Source organism: Pseudomonas fragariae (ex Marin et al. 2024) (assembly GCF_059621105.1).
Map to the genome: position 1 here is coordinate 333,945 of NZ_CM184369.1, position 19,303 is coordinate 353,247.

16 protein-coding genes are annotated in these 19,303 nt (G+C 58.2%); 14 read left to right on the plus strand and 2 right to left on the minus strand.

Translation table 11 applies throughout. From position 1 onward, the window contains the following. Positions 1–71 precede the first annotated feature (71 nt). The 5 genes from AC54XV_RS01575 to AC54XV_RS01595 all read left to right on the plus strand — a co-directional run bounded on the left by AC54XV_RS01575 (position 72) and on the right by AC54XV_RS01595 (position 6,293). The gene (locus tag AC54XV_RS01575; protein WP_024641261.1) at positions 72–626 is read left to right on the plus strand and encodes a YecA/YgfB family protein; all 555 of its coding nucleotides are present in this window, start codon (positions 72–74) and stop codon (positions 624–626) included. 75 nt (positions 627–701) lie between these two features. After that, the gene (gene pepP / locus AC54XV_RS01580) at positions 702–2,036 is read left to right on the plus strand and encodes a Xaa-Pro aminopeptidase (protein ID WP_024640253.1); all 1,335 of its coding nucleotides are present in this window, start codon (positions 702–704) and stop codon (positions 2,034–2,036) included. After that, complete coding sequence (ubiH, locus tag AC54XV_RS01585; RefSeq protein WP_024640254.1) at positions 2,033–3,220, plus strand: 2-octaprenyl-6-methoxyphenyl hydroxylase; 1,188 nt, start codon at positions 2,033–2,035, stop codon at positions 3,218–3,220. The genes pepP and ubiH overlap by 4 nt, the downstream gene beginning before the upstream one ends. Before the next feature lie 51 nt (positions 3,221–3,271). After that, positions 3,272–4,501 (plus strand): 2-octaprenyl-3-methyl-6-methoxy-1,4-benzoquinol hydroxylase, encoded by a 1,230-nt coding sequence (locus tag AC54XV_RS01590; RefSeq protein ID WP_011266320.1) that lies wholly within the window; start codon positions 3,272–3,274, stop codon positions 4,499–4,501. 416 nt (positions 4,502–4,917) lie between these two features. Then, positions 4,918–6,293, plus strand: a protein-coding gene (locus AC54XV_RS01595) for an IS3-like element ISPsy9 family transposase (protein WP_104722995.1) whose coding sequence is annotated in 2 segments (ribosomal slippage) — positions 4,918–5,389 and positions 5,389–6,293 — 1,377 coding nt in all. Because the reading frame shifts where the segments join, the coding sequence is not laid out codon by codon here. Between the two features lie 459 nt (positions 6,294–6,752). Here the strand turns inward: AC54XV_RS01595 and AC54XV_RS01600 are convergent. Next, positions 6,753–7,745: an AraC family transcriptional regulator gene (locus AC54XV_RS01600; RefSeq protein ID WP_060400367.1), complete on the minus strand. Its 993-nt coding sequence runs from the start codon at positions 7,743–7,745 to the stop codon at positions 6,753–6,755. A gap of 610 nt (positions 7,746–8,355) precedes the next feature. On the opposite strand from AC54XV_RS01600, the gene AC54XV_RS01605 reads away from it, so the two are divergent. From AC54XV_RS01605 to AC54XV_RS01620, 4 genes are all read left to right on the plus strand, one after another. Beyond that, a complete protein-coding gene (locus AC54XV_RS01605; protein WP_080269070.1) occupies positions 8,356–9,666 on the plus strand; it encodes an MFS transporter in 1,311 nt (436 codons plus the stop codon). A 213-nt stretch (positions 9,667–9,879) separates the two neighbouring features. Next, positions 9,880–10,461 carry an alpha/beta hydrolase gene (locus tag AC54XV_RS01610; RefSeq protein ID WP_003403209.1) on the plus strand — a complete coding sequence of 194 codons (582 nt, stop codon included), beginning with the start codon at positions 9,880–9,882 and terminating at the stop codon, positions 10,459–10,461. Positions 10,462–10,544: 83 nt separating this feature from the next. Then, the gene (locus tag AC54XV_RS01615) at positions 10,545–11,495 is read left to right on the plus strand and encodes a sigma 54-interacting transcriptional regulator (protein WP_111522324.1); all 951 of its coding nucleotides are present in this window, start codon (positions 10,545–10,547) and stop codon (positions 11,493–11,495) included. 203 nt (positions 11,496–11,698) lie between these two features. Continuing rightward, on the plus strand, positions 11,699–12,487 hold the full coding sequence (locus tag AC54XV_RS01620) for a MetQ/NlpA family ABC transporter substrate-binding protein (RefSeq protein ID WP_496717718.1): 789 nt from the start codon (positions 11,699–11,701) through the stop codon (positions 12,485–12,487). A gap of 180 nt (positions 12,488–12,667) precedes the next feature. Here AC54XV_RS01620 and AC54XV_RS01625 read toward each other — a convergent pair whose 3' ends face one another. After that, the gene (locus tag AC54XV_RS01625) at positions 12,668–13,921 is read right to left on the minus strand and encodes a lipase family protein (protein WP_496717720.1); all 1,254 of its coding nucleotides are present in this window, start codon (positions 13,919–13,921) and stop codon (positions 12,668–12,670) included. Between the two features lie 466 nt (positions 13,922–14,387). Here AC54XV_RS01625 and AC54XV_RS01630 point away from each other — a divergent pair, with 466 nt between their 5' ends. Genes AC54XV_RS01630 through AC54XV_RS01650 form a run of 5 tightly spaced genes read left to right on the plus strand, consistent with a single transcriptional unit; the run spans position 14,388 to position 19,289 of the window. After that, positions 14,388–15,068, plus strand: a complete 681-nt coding sequence (locus AC54XV_RS01630; protein WP_058399352.1) for a class I SAM-dependent methyltransferase — start codon at positions 14,388–14,390, stop codon at positions 15,066–15,068. 35 nt (positions 15,069–15,103) lie between these two features. After that, a complete protein-coding gene (locus AC54XV_RS01635) occupies positions 15,104–16,645 on the plus strand; it encodes a class I adenylate-forming enzyme family protein (RefSeq protein ID WP_003403196.1) in 1,542 nt (513 codons plus the stop codon). A 16-nt stretch (positions 16,646–16,661) separates the two neighbouring features. Further along, positions 16,662–17,693, plus strand: coding sequence for a hypothetical protein (locus tag AC54XV_RS01640; protein WP_003403194.1), 1,032 nt, complete (start codon positions 16,662–16,664; stop codon positions 17,691–17,693). Continuing rightward, positions 17,686–18,867, plus strand: coding sequence for an acyl-CoA dehydrogenase family protein (locus tag AC54XV_RS01645; RefSeq protein WP_011266329.1), 1,182 nt, complete (start codon positions 17,686–17,688; stop codon positions 18,865–18,867). Before AC54XV_RS01640 ends, AC54XV_RS01645 begins: the two co-directional genes overlap by 8 nt. A gap of 35 nt (positions 18,868–18,902) precedes the next feature. Beyond that, positions 18,903–19,289: an ectoine synthase gene (locus AC54XV_RS01650; RefSeq protein WP_003403190.1), complete on the plus strand. Its 387-nt coding sequence runs from the start codon at positions 18,903–18,905 to the stop codon at positions 19,287–19,289. Positions 19,290–19,303: the final 14 nt, after the last annotated feature.

Genomic DNA, 19,303 nt, shown 5'->3' on the forward strand with positions numbered 1-19,303 from the left:
CTTGTCGCGCGGATAGTCTAGGATACAAGGCCTTCATTCTAGACATTGCGCCGTTTGGCGACTAGCTACCCATGCCCATTCAGAATTCTCCGTACAAAGCGTTCGCCACTCTGCTCAACAGTGGCGGTCACCAGGTATCTCCTGCCGAGCTGCATGGCCTGTTGCTGGGGCGTAGTTGCGCAGCTGCCGGTTTCGACTACGAAGGCTGGTTCGCCGACGCGTCGCAACTGCTGGAAACCGAGCCGCAAGCCAATATCCGTCAGGCCCTCATCGGCCTGCAAGAGATGGTCAAGGGCGAGCTCACCGGCGACGACATGACCGTCGTGCTGTTGCTGCCGGGCGACGATGAACCGCTGACCGAGCGTGCTGCTGCGCTGGGCCAATGGTGTCAGGGATTTTTGATGGGCTTCGGTCTGAACATTGGTGACAAGCCGCTGGGCACCGAGGCCAAGGCTGTTCTGGAGGATCTGGCGGCGATTGCCCAGGTTCAGGACGCGCTGGAAGAGTCCGAAGACGGCGAAACCGACTACATGGAAGTCATGGAGTACATGCGTGTAGCGCCGCTGCTGCTGTTCACTGAATTCAACGAGCCGTCCGCGCCGCAACCCAAGCCTTCCCTGCACTGATAGCCGATCACTGCGACACCGGCCAGCGCTTGCCGCAGCGCGAGCCGGTGGACTCCATCAGGACGCCCGCTGCCCATGATTCAGATCCCGAAGTCCGAGTACGCCCGCCGCCGCAAGGCTCTGATGGCTCAGATGGAGCCGGACAGCATTGCCATCCTGCCCGCCGCTGCGGTTGCCATTCGCAATCGTGATGTCGAGCACGTCTATCGGCAGGACAGCGACTTTCAGTACCTGAGCGGCTTTCCCGAGCCCGAAGCGGTGGTGGTGCTGATCCCCGGTCGTGAATACGGTGAGTACGTATTGTTCTGCCGCGAGCGCAACCCCGAGCGCGAGCTGTGGGAAGGCCTTCGCGCGGGGCAGGAAGGCGCGATCCGCGAGTACGGTGCGGACGACGCGTTCCCCATCAATGACATCGATGAAATCCTGCCCGGCCTGATCGAAGGCCGGGATCGGGTGTATTCGGCGATGGGCAGCAATCCTGAATTCGACCGACACCTGATGGACTGGATCAACGTGATTCGCTCCAAGGCGCACCTCGGTGCCCAGCCGCCCAAGGAGTTCGTGGCGCTGGACCATCTGTTGCACGACATGCGCCTGTACAAGTCCGCCGCGGAAATCAAAGTCATGCGTTGCGCGGCGGATATTTCCGCGCGGGCCCATGTGCGGGCGATGCAGGCCTGCCGCGCGGGGTTGCATGAGTTCAGTCTGGAAGCCGAACTGGACTACGAGTTCCGCAAGGGCGGTTCGAAGATGCCTGCCTATGGCTCGATCGTCGCCTCGGGTCGCAACGGTTGCATCCTGCATTACCAGCAGAACGACGCGGTGCTCAGGGACGGTGATCTGGTGTTGATCGACGCGGGCTGCGAAATCGACTGCTATGCCAGCGACATCACCCGTACCTTCCCGGTGAACGGCAGGTTTTCCCCCGAACAGAAAGCCATCTACGAGCTGGTGCTCAAGTCCCAGCAGGCGGCCTTCGCGGCCATCGGGCCTGACAAACACTGGAACCAGGCACACGAGGCGACGGTCAAGGTGATTACCGCCGGGCTGGTCGAGCTGGGCCTGCTGCGCGGCGATGTCGGCGAGCTGATCGAAAGCGAGGCCTACAAGATGTTTTACATGCACCGTGCCGGGCACTGGCTGGGCATGGATGTGCATGACGTCGGCGAATACAAGGTCGGCGGCGAGTGGCGCGTACTGGAGGTCGGCATGACGCTGACCGTTGAACCCGGGATTTACATATCCCCCGACAACCTGGACGTCGCGAAGAAATGGCGAGGTATTGGTGTGCGAATCGAGGATGACGTGGTTGTGACCAGGCAGGGGTGTGAAATTCTGTCCGGCGGCGTGCCCAAGACCGTCGCCGAGATCGAGGCGCTGATGGCGGCTGCACAGGAACAGGTCGTATGAGCCGCTTCAATATCGCCATCGTCGGCGGCGGATTGGTCGGTGCAAGCCTTGCGCTGTCGCTGCAGGCCGGTGCCAAGGCGCGCGGCTGGAAAATCGTGCTCATCGAGCCCTTCGCGCCGGGTGAAGCCTGGCAGCCCAGCTACGATGCGCGTTCTTCGGCACTGTCGTTCGGCTCGCGACGCATCTATGAACGGCTTGGCCTCTGGCAGCAGATTTCCCGACGCGCCGAGCCGATCCTGCAAATCCAGGTGTCGGACCGGGGTCGCTTCGGCGCCACTCGCCTGTCGGCGATCGAAGAGGGCGTTCCGGCGCTTGGCTATGTAGTCGAAAACGCCTGGCTCGGTCAGGCTCTGTGGGCCGGGCTGGACCGTGATGTGGTCAGTTGGCGTGTGCCGGCCGAGGTCAAACACATGCAGCCATTGGCCGATGGTTATCGCCTGAGCCTCAGTGACGACAGCGAACTGGACTGCGACCTGGCCGTGCTGGCCGACGGTGGCCGTTCCAGTCTGCGCGAACAGTTGGGTATCGGGGTGCGGCAACGGCCTTACGACCAGCATGCGCTGATTGCCAATATCACGCCGAGCGAAGCTCACTGCGGGCAGGCGTTCGAACGTTTTACCGAAGACGGGCCGATGGCGCTGCTGCCATTGCCGGATAACCGCTGTGCGTTGGTCTGGACACGTCCGGGCAACGATACCCAGCGTCTGGCCGAGCTGGACGACCGCAGTTTTCTGGAAGAGCTGCAGGGCGTGTTTGGCTATCGCCTGGGCACGCTGCGTCAGGTAGGTGCCCGGCATGTCTACCCCTTGGCACTGATCGAAGCCGAAGAGCAGGTGCGCTCGCATCTGGTGATCCTGGGCAACGCGGCGCACAGTCTGCATCCGGTCGCCGGGCAGGGGTTCAATCTGTCCTTGCGCGACGCCGATGCACTGGCCGAGACGCTGCTGGACAGCGCCGCGCCGCCCGGTGCGCTGCCGACGCTGCAGCTCTACCGTGAGCGCCAGCGCCAGGATCAGCAATTGACCGTGGGCTTCTCCGACAAGGTGACGCGCCTGTTCGGCAGCTCCCGGTCGGCGGTTGCCACCGGGCGTAACGTCGGGTTGCTCGGCCTGGACCTGCTGCCTGCCGCCAAGCGCTGGTTTGCCCGCCAGGCAATGGGGTTGGGGACTCGATCCGATGTGTGAATCACCCACTTTAAACACAGGGCTTCGGCCGCAAGCGAGAACGGTTTGACCATGGAAACGCGCGCAGATGTGCTGATTGTCGGAGCCGGAATGGTCGGCAGTGCCCTTGCCTTGGCATTGCAGGACAGCGGCCTTGATGTGCTGGTGGTCGACGGTGGACCGCTGAGCGTCGAACCGTTTGATCAGCAGTCGAGCTTCGAGCCGCGGGTCAGCGCCTTGTCGGCGGCCAGCCAGCGAATCCTCCAGCGGCTGGGCGTGTGGGAAGGCATCGCAGCCCGGCGCATCAGCCCGTATGCGCATATGCAGGTCTGGGACGGCAGCGGCACCGGGCAGATTCACTTCTCGGCCTCCAGCGTGCATGCCGACGTGCTCGGTCACATCATCGAGAATCGTGTGGTGCAGGACGCGTTGCTCGACCGTCTGCATGCCAGCGACATCGGCCTGCTGGCCAATGCGCGGCTTGAACAGATGCGTCACTCCGGCGATGACTGGTTGCTGACCCTGGCTGATGGCCGTCAGCTGCGCGCACCGCTGGTGGTGGCTGCCGACGGTGCCAATTCCGCCGTGCGCCGCCTGACTGAAACGCCGACGCGTGAATGGGATTACCTGCATCACGCGATCGTCACCAGTGTGCGCACTGCCGATCCCCACAGGAAAACCGCCTGGCAGCGTTTCACCGATGACGGGCCGCTGGCCTTTCTGCCACTGGAGCGTGAGGGCGAGCACTGGTGTTCCATCGTCTGGTCAGTCACACCTGCCGAAGCCGAGCGCCTGATGGTGCTGGAAGATGACCTGTTCTGCCGCGAACTGGAGCAGGCATTCGAAGGACGACTGGGCCAGGTGCTGTCTGCCGATAGCCGCCTGTGTGTGCCGCTGCGTCAGCGTCACGCCAAGCGGTACGTTGCCGGAGGATTGGCACTGATTGGTGATGCGGCCCACACCATTCACCCGCTGGCCGGGCAGGGCGTGAACCTCGGTTTTCTCGACGCCGCAGTGCTGGCGGAGGTCCTGACCCATGCCGCAAGGCGCGGCGAGCGCTGGTCTGACCTGCGTGTGCTGGGCCGCTACGAGCGCCGCCGCATGCCGCACAACCTTGCACTGATGGCCGCGATGGAAGGCTTCGAACGCCTGTTCCAGGCCGACCCGCTGCCCTTGCGCTGGTTGCGCAACACCGGCCTGAAAATGGTCAACCGCATGCCCGAAGCCAAGGCGCTGTTCGTCCGCGAGGCACTGGGTTTGTCGGGGGATCTGCCTGAACTGGCGCGGATCGAAGCACGCTAGAAACCAAAACATACCTACGCGGAGCCCAGGCGCGACGGTGTTCTTGAGAGCACTATCGTTCCTCACGCTCCAGCGTCGCGTGACGCTCTACGTAACATAATCAGTAGAGGACGCAGAGCGTCCAGAACGGCATACCCACGCGGAGCATGGGTACGATGGTGTTCTTCAGGGCGCGTTACGCTCGCGATCCCTCCGACACCTATCGTTCCTCACGCTCCAGCGTGGGAATGCCTGTCGTGACGCTCTGCGTAACATAATCAGTAGAGGACGCAGAGCGTCCAGAACGGCATACCCACGCGGAGCATGGGTACGATGGTGTTCTTCAGGGCGCGTTACGCTCGCGATCCCCCGGACACCTATCGTTCCTCACGCTCTGGTGTGACCCCCGAAGGTTGGATGCAACCTTTGGAGGCGTCATGGGTAAATATACAGAGCAGGCAAAACTCGCAGCCGTGAAAGAGTATTGTGCCGGCAAGGCAGGTTTGAGGGATGTTGCGCGTCGCCACGATGTGGACTTTTCCTGCCTTCGTCAGTGGGTCGCGGCTTATCAGATCCACGGCCCAGCCGCTCTTAAAGAGAAAAGGCGGCAGCGTTACAGTGACGAATTCAAGCTAGCTGTTTTGAAGCGCATGCATGATGAGCGATTATCACTGCGCCAGACAGCGGCCTTGTTCGATATCCGTCAGTTCGGCATCATCAATCTATGGCAGCGCCTTTTTGACGAAGGTGCTCTTAACGCATCCTCAAAGCCCCCTAAGAAAGTTGGACGCCCAAGAAAGATGACGACGCCCCTTCCCCCTGTGAACTCCGCTCCGATCAACGATGAATCGCGCTCGCGTGACGAGTTGCTTGCCGAGGTGAAGCAACTGCGGATGGAGGTCGATTATCTAAAAAAGCTCGATGCCTTGGTTCAGAAGAAGCAACGAATAGCGCAGCAGAAAAAGCGCAAATCGTGATGGAACTGAGGCCTTTACATTCTCTGGACGGCCTGCTGAAGTTTGCCGGTCTGGCACGCAGCACTTTTTACTATCAACAAAAGGTACTGCTGGTAGATGACAAATACGCCGGGCTGAAAGACCTGATTCAGGCAACTTTCTACGAGCACAAGGGCCGGTATGGCTATCGTCGCATCACGGCAGCTTTGCGCAGGGCGGGCCATCTTGTGAACCACAAGACGGTGCAGAAACTAATGGGGCAGCTAGGCCTGAAGAGCCTGATACGCGTGAAGAAATACCGTTCCTACAAAGGCGAAACAGGCAAGGCCGCGCCTAACCTGCTAAAGCGTGATTTCAAAGCGCAATACCTTAACCAGAAATGGGCCACCGACGTGACCGAATTCAAAGTAGGAGGCCAGAAACTTTATCTGTCGCCGATCATGGATCTGTACAGCGGCGAAATCATTTCCTATGCGATTGCCAGGCGCCCGCTGTACTCCATGGTCGACGAAATGCTTGAAGGAGCATTTAAGCGGCTTGGACCGCATGAAAAGCCGATTTTGCATTCCGACCAGGGCTGGCAATATCGGATGCCTATTTACCAGCGACTGCTCAATGAGAATTCGATCGCAGCCAGCATGTCGCGCAAGGGTAACTGCTACGACAACGCGGCTATTGAGAGCTTTTTTAGCACGCTGAAATCCGAATTTTTCTACCTGAACAAATTTAACGATCTGGATGAGCTTCAAGCGGGTATCGAAGAGTACATTGAGTATTACAATCACTCACGCATAAAACTGAAGCTTAACGGCCTGAGTCCTGTGGAATACAGAATGCAGGCCGCCAAGGCAGCGTAGGTGGATAATTGTCCAACCTTCGGGGGTCACACCACTCCAGTGTGGGAATGCCTGTCGTGACGCTCTGCGTCACATAATCAGGAGAGGACGCAGAGCGTCCAGAACGGCATACCCACGCGGAGCATGGGTACGATGGTGTTCTTCAGGGCGCGTTACGCCCGCGATCCCCCAGACACCTATCGTTCCTCACGCTCCAGCGTGGGAATGCCTGTCGTGACGCTCTGCGTCACATAATCAGGAGAGGACGCAGAGCGTCCAGAACGGCATACCCACGCGGAGCATGGGTACGATGGTGTTCTTCAGGGCGCGTTACGCTCGCGATCCCCCGGACACCTATCGTTCCTCACGCTCCAGCGTGGGAATGCCCTTCGTGACGCTCCGCGTCATGGATGTGCGCTGCGCCGCTTGATCAAGAGTGGACGCTGAGCATGGGCACGATGGTGTGTCCTCCATCAGCGCTCAACGCACCACGCTGCTGCGGTACTGTTCCGGTGTCAGCCCGGTCCAGCGTTTGAAGGCGCGGCTCAGGCAGTCGGTGTCGGAAAAACCCAGCAGGTAGGCGATTTCGCTCAGCGAGCTTTGTTGATCGTTCATGTGCAGCAGCGCCAGGTTCTGGCGGCATTGGTTGAGCAGCAGGTCATAGCAGCAGCCCTCGTCCGCCAGATGACGCTGCAGGCTGCGCGTGCTCAGGTGCAGGGCTTCGGCGATGCTGTGGGCGGTGGGCTCGCCGTCCGGCAGCAGGGTTTCGATGGCCGAGCGTACGCGCTGCTCCCAGATCAGGGACGGTAACGGATCCCCTTGGGATTCCTGGCCGTTCAGCTGTACCGGGCCGTCATCCAGGTGGCTGTCGAATTGATCACCGTCAAACTCCAGCAAGTTCTCCTGCGCCGCAAACATGACCGGTGAGCGAAACAGGTCGTGCCAGGGCCGCGGGTCGTCGGGTGCCGGACGCTGCAGGTGCACGGCAAGCGGCGCGTAGCCCCGGCCGAGCCGATTGCGGCAGGTGCGCACGTAAATGGCGGCAAATGCATCCAGCAGCTCATGCACCGGTGACTGACAGGAGGGCGGCGTGCCGAAGCGAAATTCATAACGCTCGCCGACTGTCCTGAAGTCCAGCTCCAGAGAGTCCTCGGCCATCGAGCGGTAACGTACGATGCGCTCGAAAACTTCGCGTAGCGAACCGCTGGCGACCAGCGTGTAGCCCAGCGCATGAAACGCTGTCGGGCTGACAAAGCGTGAAACACGCAAACCCAGCGCCGGATCAAGGCTGGCTTGCACTGCCCGTTGCCAAAGCGCAGCGGTGACATCCGGCGAGAATTGCGCACCGGGTTCACTGAGCAAATTCAGGTCTATGCCCGCGCTCTGGCACAACGCATCGCTGTCCATACCCAGGGCAGTAAGCTGCTTGCGCAGCGCGGGGGTCCAGCTGGCGAGACTGCTTGGCTCGGGCATGCGCACGCCTCTTCCTGACATGAGGTGACTTCAGCGTCGGGCCCATGCCGATAAGGTCTCACCGGGCAACTCCCTTGCCTGACGCCGCCTTCAAGAATGAAAGCATTTGTGACAGTTGTGCAAGTGTCATGACGCGTTTCTTGCCGTCATGCAGAAAATATCTGTGCTGTAACCACTGAGTGATGCCCAATAGGCGCAAACGAGCTGCGTGCAGACGCTGATTGCACAGTCGTCGTATGACGCGAAAATGTATCTCCCACTCTCAATGCTTCCCTGACCCATTGCTGAAGCAGGTCATAGCGTTTCTGTCATTTGACACCGGAATGGCAAATGACTATAAGTTCACTATGTTGTACGACAACATAAGACTCGAAAAAAATTACAACCACAAAAATAATTCAAAGAGTAACAACCTCATGACCAGTCTGAATTCTCAGGCCATAAAAGCATGCTTCTCGCACGGAAAATCTGTTTTTACACATGATCGTCGGCAGAAAGCGCCTAAAAGTCTTCTGAAGAAAACGTAATCTGAAGTTACACAAAACCAGCCGCCTCACGGCCTTGGCCGCGGGACGCTCATCGCCAATCTAAAAATAAACAGGGTGAAGAGATGAAGATAAAAGGCATTCGTTGGTGGATGGTGGGGCTGGTCACGGCCGGCCTGGTGGTCAACTACCTGGCACGCAACACACTGTCCGTCGCAGCTCCGACGCTCATGAGCGAGCTGAGCATTTCCACCGAGCAGTACGCGCACATCGTGGTCGCCTGGCAACTGTGCTACGCCATCATGCAACCTGTGGCGGGCTACATCATTGATGCGATCGGCACCAAGATGGGCTTTGCGATTTTCGCCATCGCCTGGTCTGCCGCCTGCGCTGCTGCCGCCTTCGCAACCGGCTGGCAGAGTCTGGCGATCTTCCGCGGCATGCTCGGCCTGACCGAAGCCGCGGGGCTTCCGGCCGGCGTCAAGGCGACCACTGAATGGTTTCCGGCCAAGGAGCGCTCGGTCGCCATCGGCTGGTTCAACATCGGTTCGTCGTTCGGCGCATTGCTTGCGCCGCCGCTGGTGGTCTGGGCCATTCTGCAGAGTGGCTGGGAGCTGGCGTTTCTGATTGTCGGCGGTCTGGGCATTGTGTGGAGCGGCCTGTGGCTGCTGCTGTACAAACACCCGCGCGATCAGAAGCGTCTGGGCGATGCCGAACGTGACTACATCCTCAGCGGCCAGGAAGCGCGTCTGAAGGACGCACCTGCCCAGAAAGGCAGCTGGAAGCGACTGTTCAAAAACCGTAATTTCTACGCGATTGCCTCGGCGCGAATCCTCTCCGAGCCTGCCTGGCAGACCTTCAATGCGTGGATTCCGCTGTACCTGATGACCGAGCGTCACATGAACATCAAGGAAGTCGCGATGTTCGCCTGGCTGCCGTTTCTGGCGGCTGACATCGGCTGCGTACTGGGCGGCTACCTGAGCCCGTTGTTCCACAAGTACTGCAAGGTGTCGCTGTTCACCTCGCGCAAGATGGTCATGCTGTTCGGCTGCTCCTGCATGATCGGGCCAGCGTGCATCGGGCTGGTCGACAGTCCCTACACCGCCATTGCCTTGTTGTGCATCGGTGGTTTTGCTCACCAGACCCTGTCGGGCGCGCTGTATTCGATCACCTCGGATTCATTCGGCAAAAACGAGGTGGCCACGGCGACCGGGATGGGCGGAATGTTCGGCTTTTTCGGGGCGGCGGCATTCACTATGGTGTTCGGCGTGCTGGTCACCAAAATCGGCTACAGCCCGCTGTTCGTGGTGCTGGCGATTTTCGACATCGTCGCTGCGATTGTGGTGTGGAACGTTGCCCGTGAAGTCCCGCAGCATGACGAGACAGTGCCGTTGACTGCGGGCGAGCAGGGTCCGCGTACTGTGCCTGCAACCTGAGGCCGTCGTAATCCTGTAACGAAGTGCGGATAATCTTTGCCCTGAAAGTGATTTTTATTAGAGGCCGTTCCTCGAAGGCAGGGAGTGGCCTCTTTTTTTGTCTGTCAGCCGATATTCGTTTTGGGAATTAATAAATAGCTTCTTATTCCTTAGCGAATATAACTTCCATCCCTATACTCGTCTCATGAACGCATACATGCAGGAGGCGAATCCATGCATAACGAGTCGATCCGGTATCTGATCGTGCCAGGCTGGCAAGGGTCTCCTGACGATCATTGGCAGACCCACTGGCAGAACAGCCTGCCCAACAGCACGCGCGTGGAGCAGGCCGACTGGCTCAAGCCACGTCGTGAAGACTGGGTGGGTGAGTTGCAACGCACGATTGCCGTGCATGACACGCCAGTGATCCTGATCGCGCACAGCCTGGGTTGCGTCACGGTCGCGCACTGGGCTCGACTCGCGCCGCTGGAAACCTTGCGTCAGGTGCAGGGCGCACTGCTGGTGGCACCGGCCGACGTCGAGCGTCCGAATTGCCCGCCTGCATTGCGTAATTTCGCGCCGATCCCTACTGATCTATTGCCGTTTCCGACGCAGATCGTCAGCTCTGACAACGACCCTGCGGTCAGCTCCCAGCGTGCCATGGAGATGGCGCGTCATTGGGGCGCCGAGCTAGGCTTTCTGAGTCAGGCCGGGCATATCAACGTCAAGTCCGGCCATCAACGCTGGGAGCAGGGCTTCGCTTACCTGTACCGCCTGCAAAACCGTCTGGAGCAACACGCGCGTCGTCGCGCATGACCGGGCAGCTTGTTTATCGGACTCACCGGGTCCCGTCTTTTTAAACGCTTGAGCCATCGCAAGGGCTCAGGCGGGAGTGTGTCATGAGCCTTCACGAAAACTTCGGCCAGCCGCTGCTGACCTTTCCCGATGCGGAAAAAAGCCCACTGAGCATTCGCGCCAAGGCGCTGGTGTTCATCGATCCACGCTCGCGCCGGTTGCGTGAAGAAATGGAGCAACTGGCTCCCCGTTCTCTTCCGGTACTGATCCGTGGCGAGTCCGGGACCGGCAAGGAATTGCTGGCCCGGCACATTCATCGCGGCAGTGATCGCTCGGGTTTGTTCGTTTCAGTGAACTGCGGTGCCATCAGCCCTACATACGCCGATGCCGAATTGTTCGGCTATGCCGCCGGAGCCCACAGTGGGACGGTCAGCAGCCGCGCGGGATGGTTCGGTTCGGCCAATGGCGGCACCTTGTACCTGGACGAGATCGGCGACCTGCCGTTGCCGATCCAGGTCAAGCTGCTGGCGGCCCTTGAAAATCACGAAGTCACGCGAGTGGGCGCGCAGCAGCCGAGCCCGGTCGATGTGCGTCTGGTCGCCGCCACCAGTATCGATCTGGCGCAGGCCGTGGCTGCCGGGAAATTCCACGAGCGTCTTTATCATTACCTGAGCGAGGGCCGCCTCGATCTGCCTGCATTGCGCGAGCAGCCGGGCAACATCCTGCCGTTGGCCGAATATTTTGTCGGGATCTACAGCCAGCGTCTGAACCTGCCGGTGCAACTGATCAGCGAGGAGGCGCAGCGGACGCTGGAGGCCCACAGCTGGCCCGGCAATACCCGTGAACTGGAGAACGTCATTCACTTCGCCCTGCTGGTCAGCAGCGGTGATGAAATTCGCGCACACGATATCAATCTGCCGGACATCGCCGATCCGTTGACGCTGATCGAGCGCCAGACGCAGCTACTGCTCAACGGTAGTGATGGCAGGCAGCTTTCCGCGCTCAGGCAATTGCTTGAAACAGTCACCTCGGAGCTGGCGCGGCTACCTGCTTGAGCGCGTCCCGGCGCGGTCTTGATGAGGTACAGTAGCTTCTGGTGCAAAAAAGCATAAGCACTCGATTAAAAAGTATTTTATCGGAATATAAAACACCGGTAATGTCAGCATGATGTCGCAGGGTTCGGATAGCTGTGGCAAATCATTGAATAATAAGGTGTCATTTTCTGGATGACGCTCTCGGATTTCGTTAAGGACATTGCATGAAAAAGACGTTTTTGCTGACCGCTCTGGCGGCTGTGTTCTCCATTGGCCTGGCCCACGCAGGTGAAAAGCTGGTCGTCGGCGCAACGCCCGTACCGCATGCGGAAATCCTCAAACTGATCCAGCCGACGCTGGCCAAGGAAGGTGTGGATCTGGAAATCAAGGTCTTCACTGACTACGTACAACCCAACGTCCAGTTGAGCGAGAAGCGTCTGGATGCCAACTACTTCCAGACCAAGCCTTACCTGGATGGCTTCAACAAGGGTAAAGGCACCAACCTGGTAACCGGCGTTGGCGTACACGTCGAACCGTTCGGCGGCTACTCGAAAAAGTACAAGAGCGTGAAAGATCTGCCTGAAGGCGCAACCATTGCCATTCCGAACGAAGGCAGCAACGCCGGGCGTGCGCTGATCCTGCTGGACAAAAATAAACTGATCACTCTCAAAGACAACACCAATGCCTTGTCCACTGTGAAAGACATCGCAAGCAATCCGCACAACTTCAAATTCCGCGAGCTGGAATCGGCATTGCTCCCACGCGCCCTGAGTCAGGTTGACCTTGCCCTGATCAACACCAATTACGCACTGGAAGCCAAGCCTCCGCTAAAGCCGACAAAAGATGCCTTGATCATCGAAGGTTCGAATTCGCTTTACGTGAACTACCTCGTGACCCGCGAAGACAACGCCCACACCGACGCCATCGAGAAACTGTCGAAAGCGTTGACCAGCCAGGAAGTGAAAGACTTCATCAAGAAGAAGTACGACGGCGCGGTACTGCCTGCGTTCTGATCACTGACTCTCGTTGCTGCGCTGAGGAACGATAATCTCAACTATCGTGCGACGCTCCGCGTCGCATGCCGTTCTGGACGCTCCGCGTCCGATCCTGAATGTGCGGCGCGGCACAGATTTGTGACGCAGAGCGTCACCCAAGGCATTCCCACGCTGGAGCGTGAGGAACGATAACCTCAACTATCGTGCGACGCTCTTCGTCTCCCCACAATTCCCCGTCATAAGCTCCCCCGAAAATGCTTTCTCGACAAAACGTGTCGAGTCCGGCAGTGAGCCATTCACTGCGCCGGAGTGATCCAGTTGCGGGTAGTAATGCCATTCGATGCGGTCGCCTGCCCTGCACGCGTCCTTGACCAGCGCGATCTGGCTGCGAACAGGTGAGATGACATCCTTGCCCCCGGTACCGATAAATACCGGAATGTCCGACTTTACCGTCGGGTAGTCCGAATGGCGATTGACCTGATCCAGTGCTTTCTCGGGTGAACGTTTGAAACTGTTGTTGAACGTCAGTCCATCCGCGACCACCTTGCGCTCGATGGCTTGCAGGCATTCACGCTGGCTGGTTTCAAACGCGGGCTTCGCGCGGTCGCTCAGGTAATCGGCGGGATGCAGCAACGGGTTGATCAGCGCGGCGGTACTCAATCGCAACAGGTTGTAGGCCAGCGACGGCGAGACCTGATCGCGGAAGTTATCCGATCCCGTATGTTTCTCATGCAATTGAGCCATCGGATAAGGCGTCCCGGTCGCGACCACGCCGACAATATTCAGCTCCGGTGCGTAAGTCTTCTTGTAGACAGCCGTCGCAAACGCCGCACGACCGCCCTGCGACTGACCAAACACAACAACCCGCGAAGACAGATTGAAATCCGCCCTCTGAACTGCACGAATGCTGTCCAGAACGCCGTAAGCCAGCGGGCTGCTCAGCCCGAACGGATGCAGCCCCGGCGTCCCCAGTCCCTCATAGTCAGTGGCCACAATCGCGTAACCGCGCCCGAGCCATTCATTCAGATAGCGCGTGTCGCGACCACTGCGCCCGGCAAAAGAAGGCGCGCAGACATCCGCACTACCAACCGTGCCATGCGCCCACGCCATCAACGGCCATCCACCCTTCGGCGGCGTGCCCTTGGGAGTAAACAGTGCGCCGGAGACTACGACTGGCTGGTTGTTGAGCCCATCGGTGGAGGTATACAAAATACGGACATTCTGGCTAGCATTATCAAGGCTCTGAATGGGCGTCAGTGGCTCGGCGCGCAGCATCCGTCCGGGCGTTGACGGCACTTTATCTGTCCATGCGTAAAACGCGGGAACACCGCCTTCGCCTGGCTGGGTATCGCCGACAGTTTTCGCGCTAGTGCCTGGTGCTCCGCTACAGCCTGTGAGCAGAGCTATCAGCAAGGCGACCAGAGCGGTCGAGGATCCTGGCGACGAGTACATGAATATTTCTCCGCGCGTTCACAGGAGAGGGCGTATCAGTGTCTTCGATAGTAAGCCGATTGAAGTACCCGCGTCACTGAGTGCAGCAGGTTCAGTGCATGAATCGAGCGATGTGAGCAAGCCCGCTATTCTATTCGTACTTTTGAACTAAGACCCTCATATGGATGAATCCTGTCATTCGTCGTTGACAAAATACCGGATCCAATACCTTGATTTTTCTTGACAGGAAATGGGGTTGGGTGTAAATATTTTGCCCGCTGCAATCCGTTTATTAGGCTGTTAAAAATGGATGCGAAACGACTCATAATAAAATGGATTTTAAATGATGCCCTATTGTCTCGATCGCCATCTTCTATTCGCTACAGCGCTTCAAAGTCCATAATCTCATTGCTGGTATTTACAGGTCGCGCCGGTAGCGCGAAACAATGTGTTGTACATTGACCTCTAAAATAGGCAGGGAGTTACTATGAGAGTAGTGGACAGTTCCGTTCTGGAAAAGTGGTACGACAGCGAGTACAGTGCGTGCAGTAGTGGTACTTTGTTTGGCGAGTTAAGGGAGGAGTTAAAACGGTTTTTATCAAACTTGCCTGATGGTCCTGGTGATGTGCTGGAGCTTGGCTGCGGAGACGGTCGCAACCTCGCGGCTTTGGCGATTAAAGGCTACAGCCTTAGCGGCGTGGACATGGTTGACAGCACGGTACATAGCCGCCAGCTCAATCCATGGCTAAAGGACATGAATTTTCAGCAAGCGAATATCCTGAACTACACACCCGCACCTGAAGGTTACGACGTACTGGTGTGTTCTGAAGTGCTCCACTTTTTCACTAAAGATGAGCTTCAACAGGTCATGCCGAAAATAATCGGTGCAGTGAAACCCGGCGGGTATATCGTTCTGGACTTGTTGTCCGACTTGACTCGTTTCTTTCAAGCCACGGGAGAGCCGTTTATCTGGGATAAAGAAGCCGGGCTGTCCATCCAGGACAGCGAAGGCTTTTTTGATCGATGGCTTAGTGGCTTCGATATTGTTGATTTCAGTCACTTTTTTGATAATCAAAGTTGGCCACTTACCGACTCCGTCAGCCTGCCAATAGAGCCTTATACATGGCAAGGTACTTATGTGTCGGTGTGTGCTAAAAAACGTAAGTAATGCCAGGGATGTTTCGCTTAAAAGGAAGTTAAACGATGCAGTTGTTTCATCAGGTTATCGCAGATAACGCCCGTAGATATCCGACCAAGCCGGCCATTATTCTAGACGGGCAGGCGACTTCTTATCGGGAATTGCAACAGCGGGTAGATGACATCGCGTCGTTGCTTGCAACGCTCGGTATCCTCCCTGGCGACCGTGTAGGTCTCTACGCGCCGATCTCCATTGACCTGATCGCAAGCTATCTGGGTATGCTGCAAGCCGGAGTGATCACCGCTGCGACTCATCACACCCTCAGCCGTACCAAGCTGATTCATCAACTCAAGCATTCCGGTGCCCGGGTGCTGATCACCGACTGCACTGATGATTTGCCTGACTTGATCAATGAGGCCGGTCTCGAGCTTGTTTTGCTCACTGTCCCGATTCCAACAGCAATACCTGGTGTTATTCAACTTGCCGAGGCTGTCTCGGGGTACCGCGATGAAGTGAGCGCCGTAGCCTCATTATTGACCGATGACCCTGAACGCCCCACATCGATATTTTATACCTCGGGGTCGACCTTCAATCCGAAAGGCGTACTCGTCAATCACCGCATCATGTTGGCGGCCAGCAGTCGGGTCACTGCTTACCTGGGTAACGAAGCCGATGACCGAATCCTCAGCTACTCAACACTGGCATCGGATTACGGCGTCTATAACGTAATGATGCCGTTGTACGCAGGGGCTACCAGTGTCATTGAGAGCCGGCCTGCAGGTAGCGCAGAAGAAGTACTCGCGGTCGTCGAACGCGAGGCGGTGACCGCAATGCATGTCTTTCCTCCGGTATTTTGCCTGCTGGCCAATGCCGGACCCGAGTGGCAGGCACGGGTACCTGGCTTGCGTTATATCTCCAGCAGCGGACAGGCCCTTCATAGCCGTCACATTCAGCGCATTCGCCAGGCGCTGCCTCAGGTGCAGATTTTCTCCAACTACGGACTCACTGAATGCAAGCGCGTGAGCTACCTGCCCCCCGAGGAAATTGATCGCCGGCCAACGTCTGTAGGCAAACCTCTGCCCGGTGTCAGTCTGTACTTGCTGGACGAGCATGACCGGGTGATCGACCAGCCTGGGCAGGTTGGCGAGTTGCTGGTGACAAGCGACTACCTGATGCTTGAGTACTGGGACATGCCTGAAGCGAACGCCAGAGCCTTTGTTCACAATGCTTTCGGTCACTCGCGGCTGTACCGCACGGGCGATCTGTTCAAGCAGGACGCAGAGGGCTATCTCTACTATGTTGCCCGCAAGGACGACGTATTTGCGCGCAATATCTGGAACGTGAACCCACGGGAGATCGAGCAGTGTCTGGCTTCGCACCCGGCGGTTGCCGAGGTGCTGGTGGTGCCGGTCGCTGACGAGTCGGCCGGGCATGTGCCCAAGGCGTGCATCGTGCTTGATAGCGACCACCGTCAGACCAGCGGACAAACGCTGATCGACTATTGCAAGGCGCATCTGGATTGGCACATGGTCCCGACTCAGTGCGTGTTTCTTGAGGCTCTGCCAAAAACCGATTCGGGCAAGTTTTCCGCCAAAGGACTGATCTGATAGAAGGAGCTATGCCATGAAGACGTTACTCCAGCCAAATGTCGACACGCCCCTCGACCGTGACCTGCAACAGAGTGCGATGCTGAAACTTGCAGGACACTTCCACAGTCTGGCAACAGGTGCCACTCAAGTGCCCTTGCAGTCCCTGGACAGTCATCTACGGTGCGATATCCAGGACCCGCAGGTCCTTGATTACCACGATCGACTCATCTCGGGTGCCGGGCCATTATTTTCCCACTTTCTGGCCAGCGTGCCCTACATCCTTGAGGAACTGGCCAGAGTCGGCGTTGCGCTGGCCCGTTTTGCTCAGCTAAATAGCAGGGAAACAGGCCAAACCTTCAGCCTGTTTGAAGTGGACGCCTTTGACGGAAGTAACGGCCGCGCACTCGCGGGTCATTCGCATGGCTTGATTCAAAGCTTTACGTCCTCTCCGAACGCGGCCAATCAGATTACCTTCAATCGGCATGCCGACCCGGCGTTGTCGTTGTTCTTTGCGCAGTCGGTGTTCAAGGTAACAGGCGCTCTGTTGGCGACCCCCGAATACGATCGCTTCAGGGGGGGATTCGACTTCATCTATGAGATGGCCGCATTCCAGTTCTATACCCGTGACCGCGTTGGCCAGATTTCCCACATCAAGCAGTTTCTGAAGCCGGGCGGCCTGGTATTTTTTCTGGAGAAGCTCGATCACCCCGATCCGGAAGAATACCTTTTGCGGGAGCGGATCAAGGATGAGCAGTTCAAGACCCGCTACTTCAGTGAAGAAGAGATACGCTGGAAGCGCCAGCAGATGCTCGAATACATGCAAAACGGTCAAGTCACGCTGGAAGCGCTGGTGAGCGCTCTTTGCGCTCGCTTCAAATGTGTGCACCTGCTATGGAGCAGCAGCAACTTCTGTGAGTTCGTTGCCTCGGACGACCCGCAACAGTTAGAACAGTTTCTGGATCTACTGGGCCCGACAGTCCAGCCAGCGGATTTTTGCTTTGAACGTTCGCGTCTTGGCGCCATAGCTCCTTCGCAAAAAGGTGTTGTGGAGTTTGGCGATGCTTGAGCCTGCCGAGCAAGCGTTCCAGCGCAACGTAGTGTCCTTGATGTGTCAGCGGGCGGTCGCGTATCTGCCTTTGTGGCGAGAGCGGGCTGCTGTGGCCGAAACAAATCGCCGGCTGAGCAGTAGCACATTCGACGAACTGTTTACCGAAGGCTGGCTGGATCTGGTGTCGCCACGCGCGCCTGTCACACGTACGGGTCACTGGCCCACTCTGGTAGAAAGCGCACGGATTGCGGCTCGGGCGTGTGCCTCCACAGGCTGGATGCTGGCGTTGGTGGGTGGTCACGGCTCAATCGCCCGGCGACTGCCCCCCGCCTGCGTAGACCAGCTTTACAGCCATGGCCCACGACAGTTGTTCGCTTCAGCATCTACCAGTACCGATAGCCTGCTGTCCTTTGAACCAGAAGGTGTTCGGGTTGACGGGCGCTGGCGCTTCAGTTCGGGCATTGAGGATGCTACCTGGTTAATGCTCAACGCCCCCTGCGCTGACCACCCTGAAGCCGCTTGCACCCCGCGCTTTCTGGTGCTGGTCGCCGCCAACGAAGTGGAGAGGCTTCACAATTGGGACAGCTGCGGTATGGCGGCAACCGGTTCTCACGACGTGCTGCTCCGGCGGTTGTTGGTGCCGCATGACCGCGTCTTCGCGCTGCATGAAGTGTTTGCGCAGGACCCGCTTGCATTGGCGTGCGACTACATCGACAGGTTGCCCCTCGTGCCCTATCTGACCACCTCGATCATTGGCCCGCTACTGGGCTGTGCAGAGGGTGCTCTTGCCGCGTTTGTAGCGGCCTTCAACAGTTCATCGGCGGTAAGTGATCCCCGGATCGCCGAACAGGCTGCCCACTCGGCCGCACAGCTCTACAGCGTCGAGCTGTTGTATGACTCGTTGATCTCCCGGCTGCACGAGGCGGGACTCAGTGACCGGGTTCTGGACGCAGCGCAATTGTTGCAGCTCAAGCGCGACCGCGCCTATCTGGCGCAACAATGCGTACAGGCCGTGCACCGGTTAGTGGAAAGGCTCGGTGCGTCTTCCTTGGTTGCCAGTAACCCGCTTCAGCGTCACTGGCGTGATATCCAGGCGATGGCCGCGCACCGAGACGTGACCTGGAACGAAACGATGCAGGCCTGTGGCGACGCGATTCTGCGGCCTGCCACTGACAACGCTCAAAAGAATTGAGTTTTTTCCCGTCGGCCACCTCAGAGAGGTTTCACATGTTTGTTCGCAACAAAACCGATGTCGAGAACACCCCTTATTTCGTCGAATGGGGCGCCGGAACCAGTCACCGTCTGCTCACTGAACGTGATGCTATGGGCTTTACGCTGTGCCACACCATTGTCCGCGCGGGCACAGAGTCGCTCTTGCATTACCGCAATCACCTTGAGGCGTGCTATTGCATTGGAGGTGAAGGCGAAGTCGAGGACATGCAAGGCAACGTATTTCCGATCCGGCCTGGGGATGTGTATGTGCTTGACCAGCACGATCGGCACTTTCTGCGCGGAGGCAAGGAGCAGGACCTGATACTGGTCAGCGTCTTCAATCCGCCTTTGCGTGGGGACGAGCGACATAACCTCAATGACGGTACGGGATCCGCTTACTAATGTTTCTTCTGGCC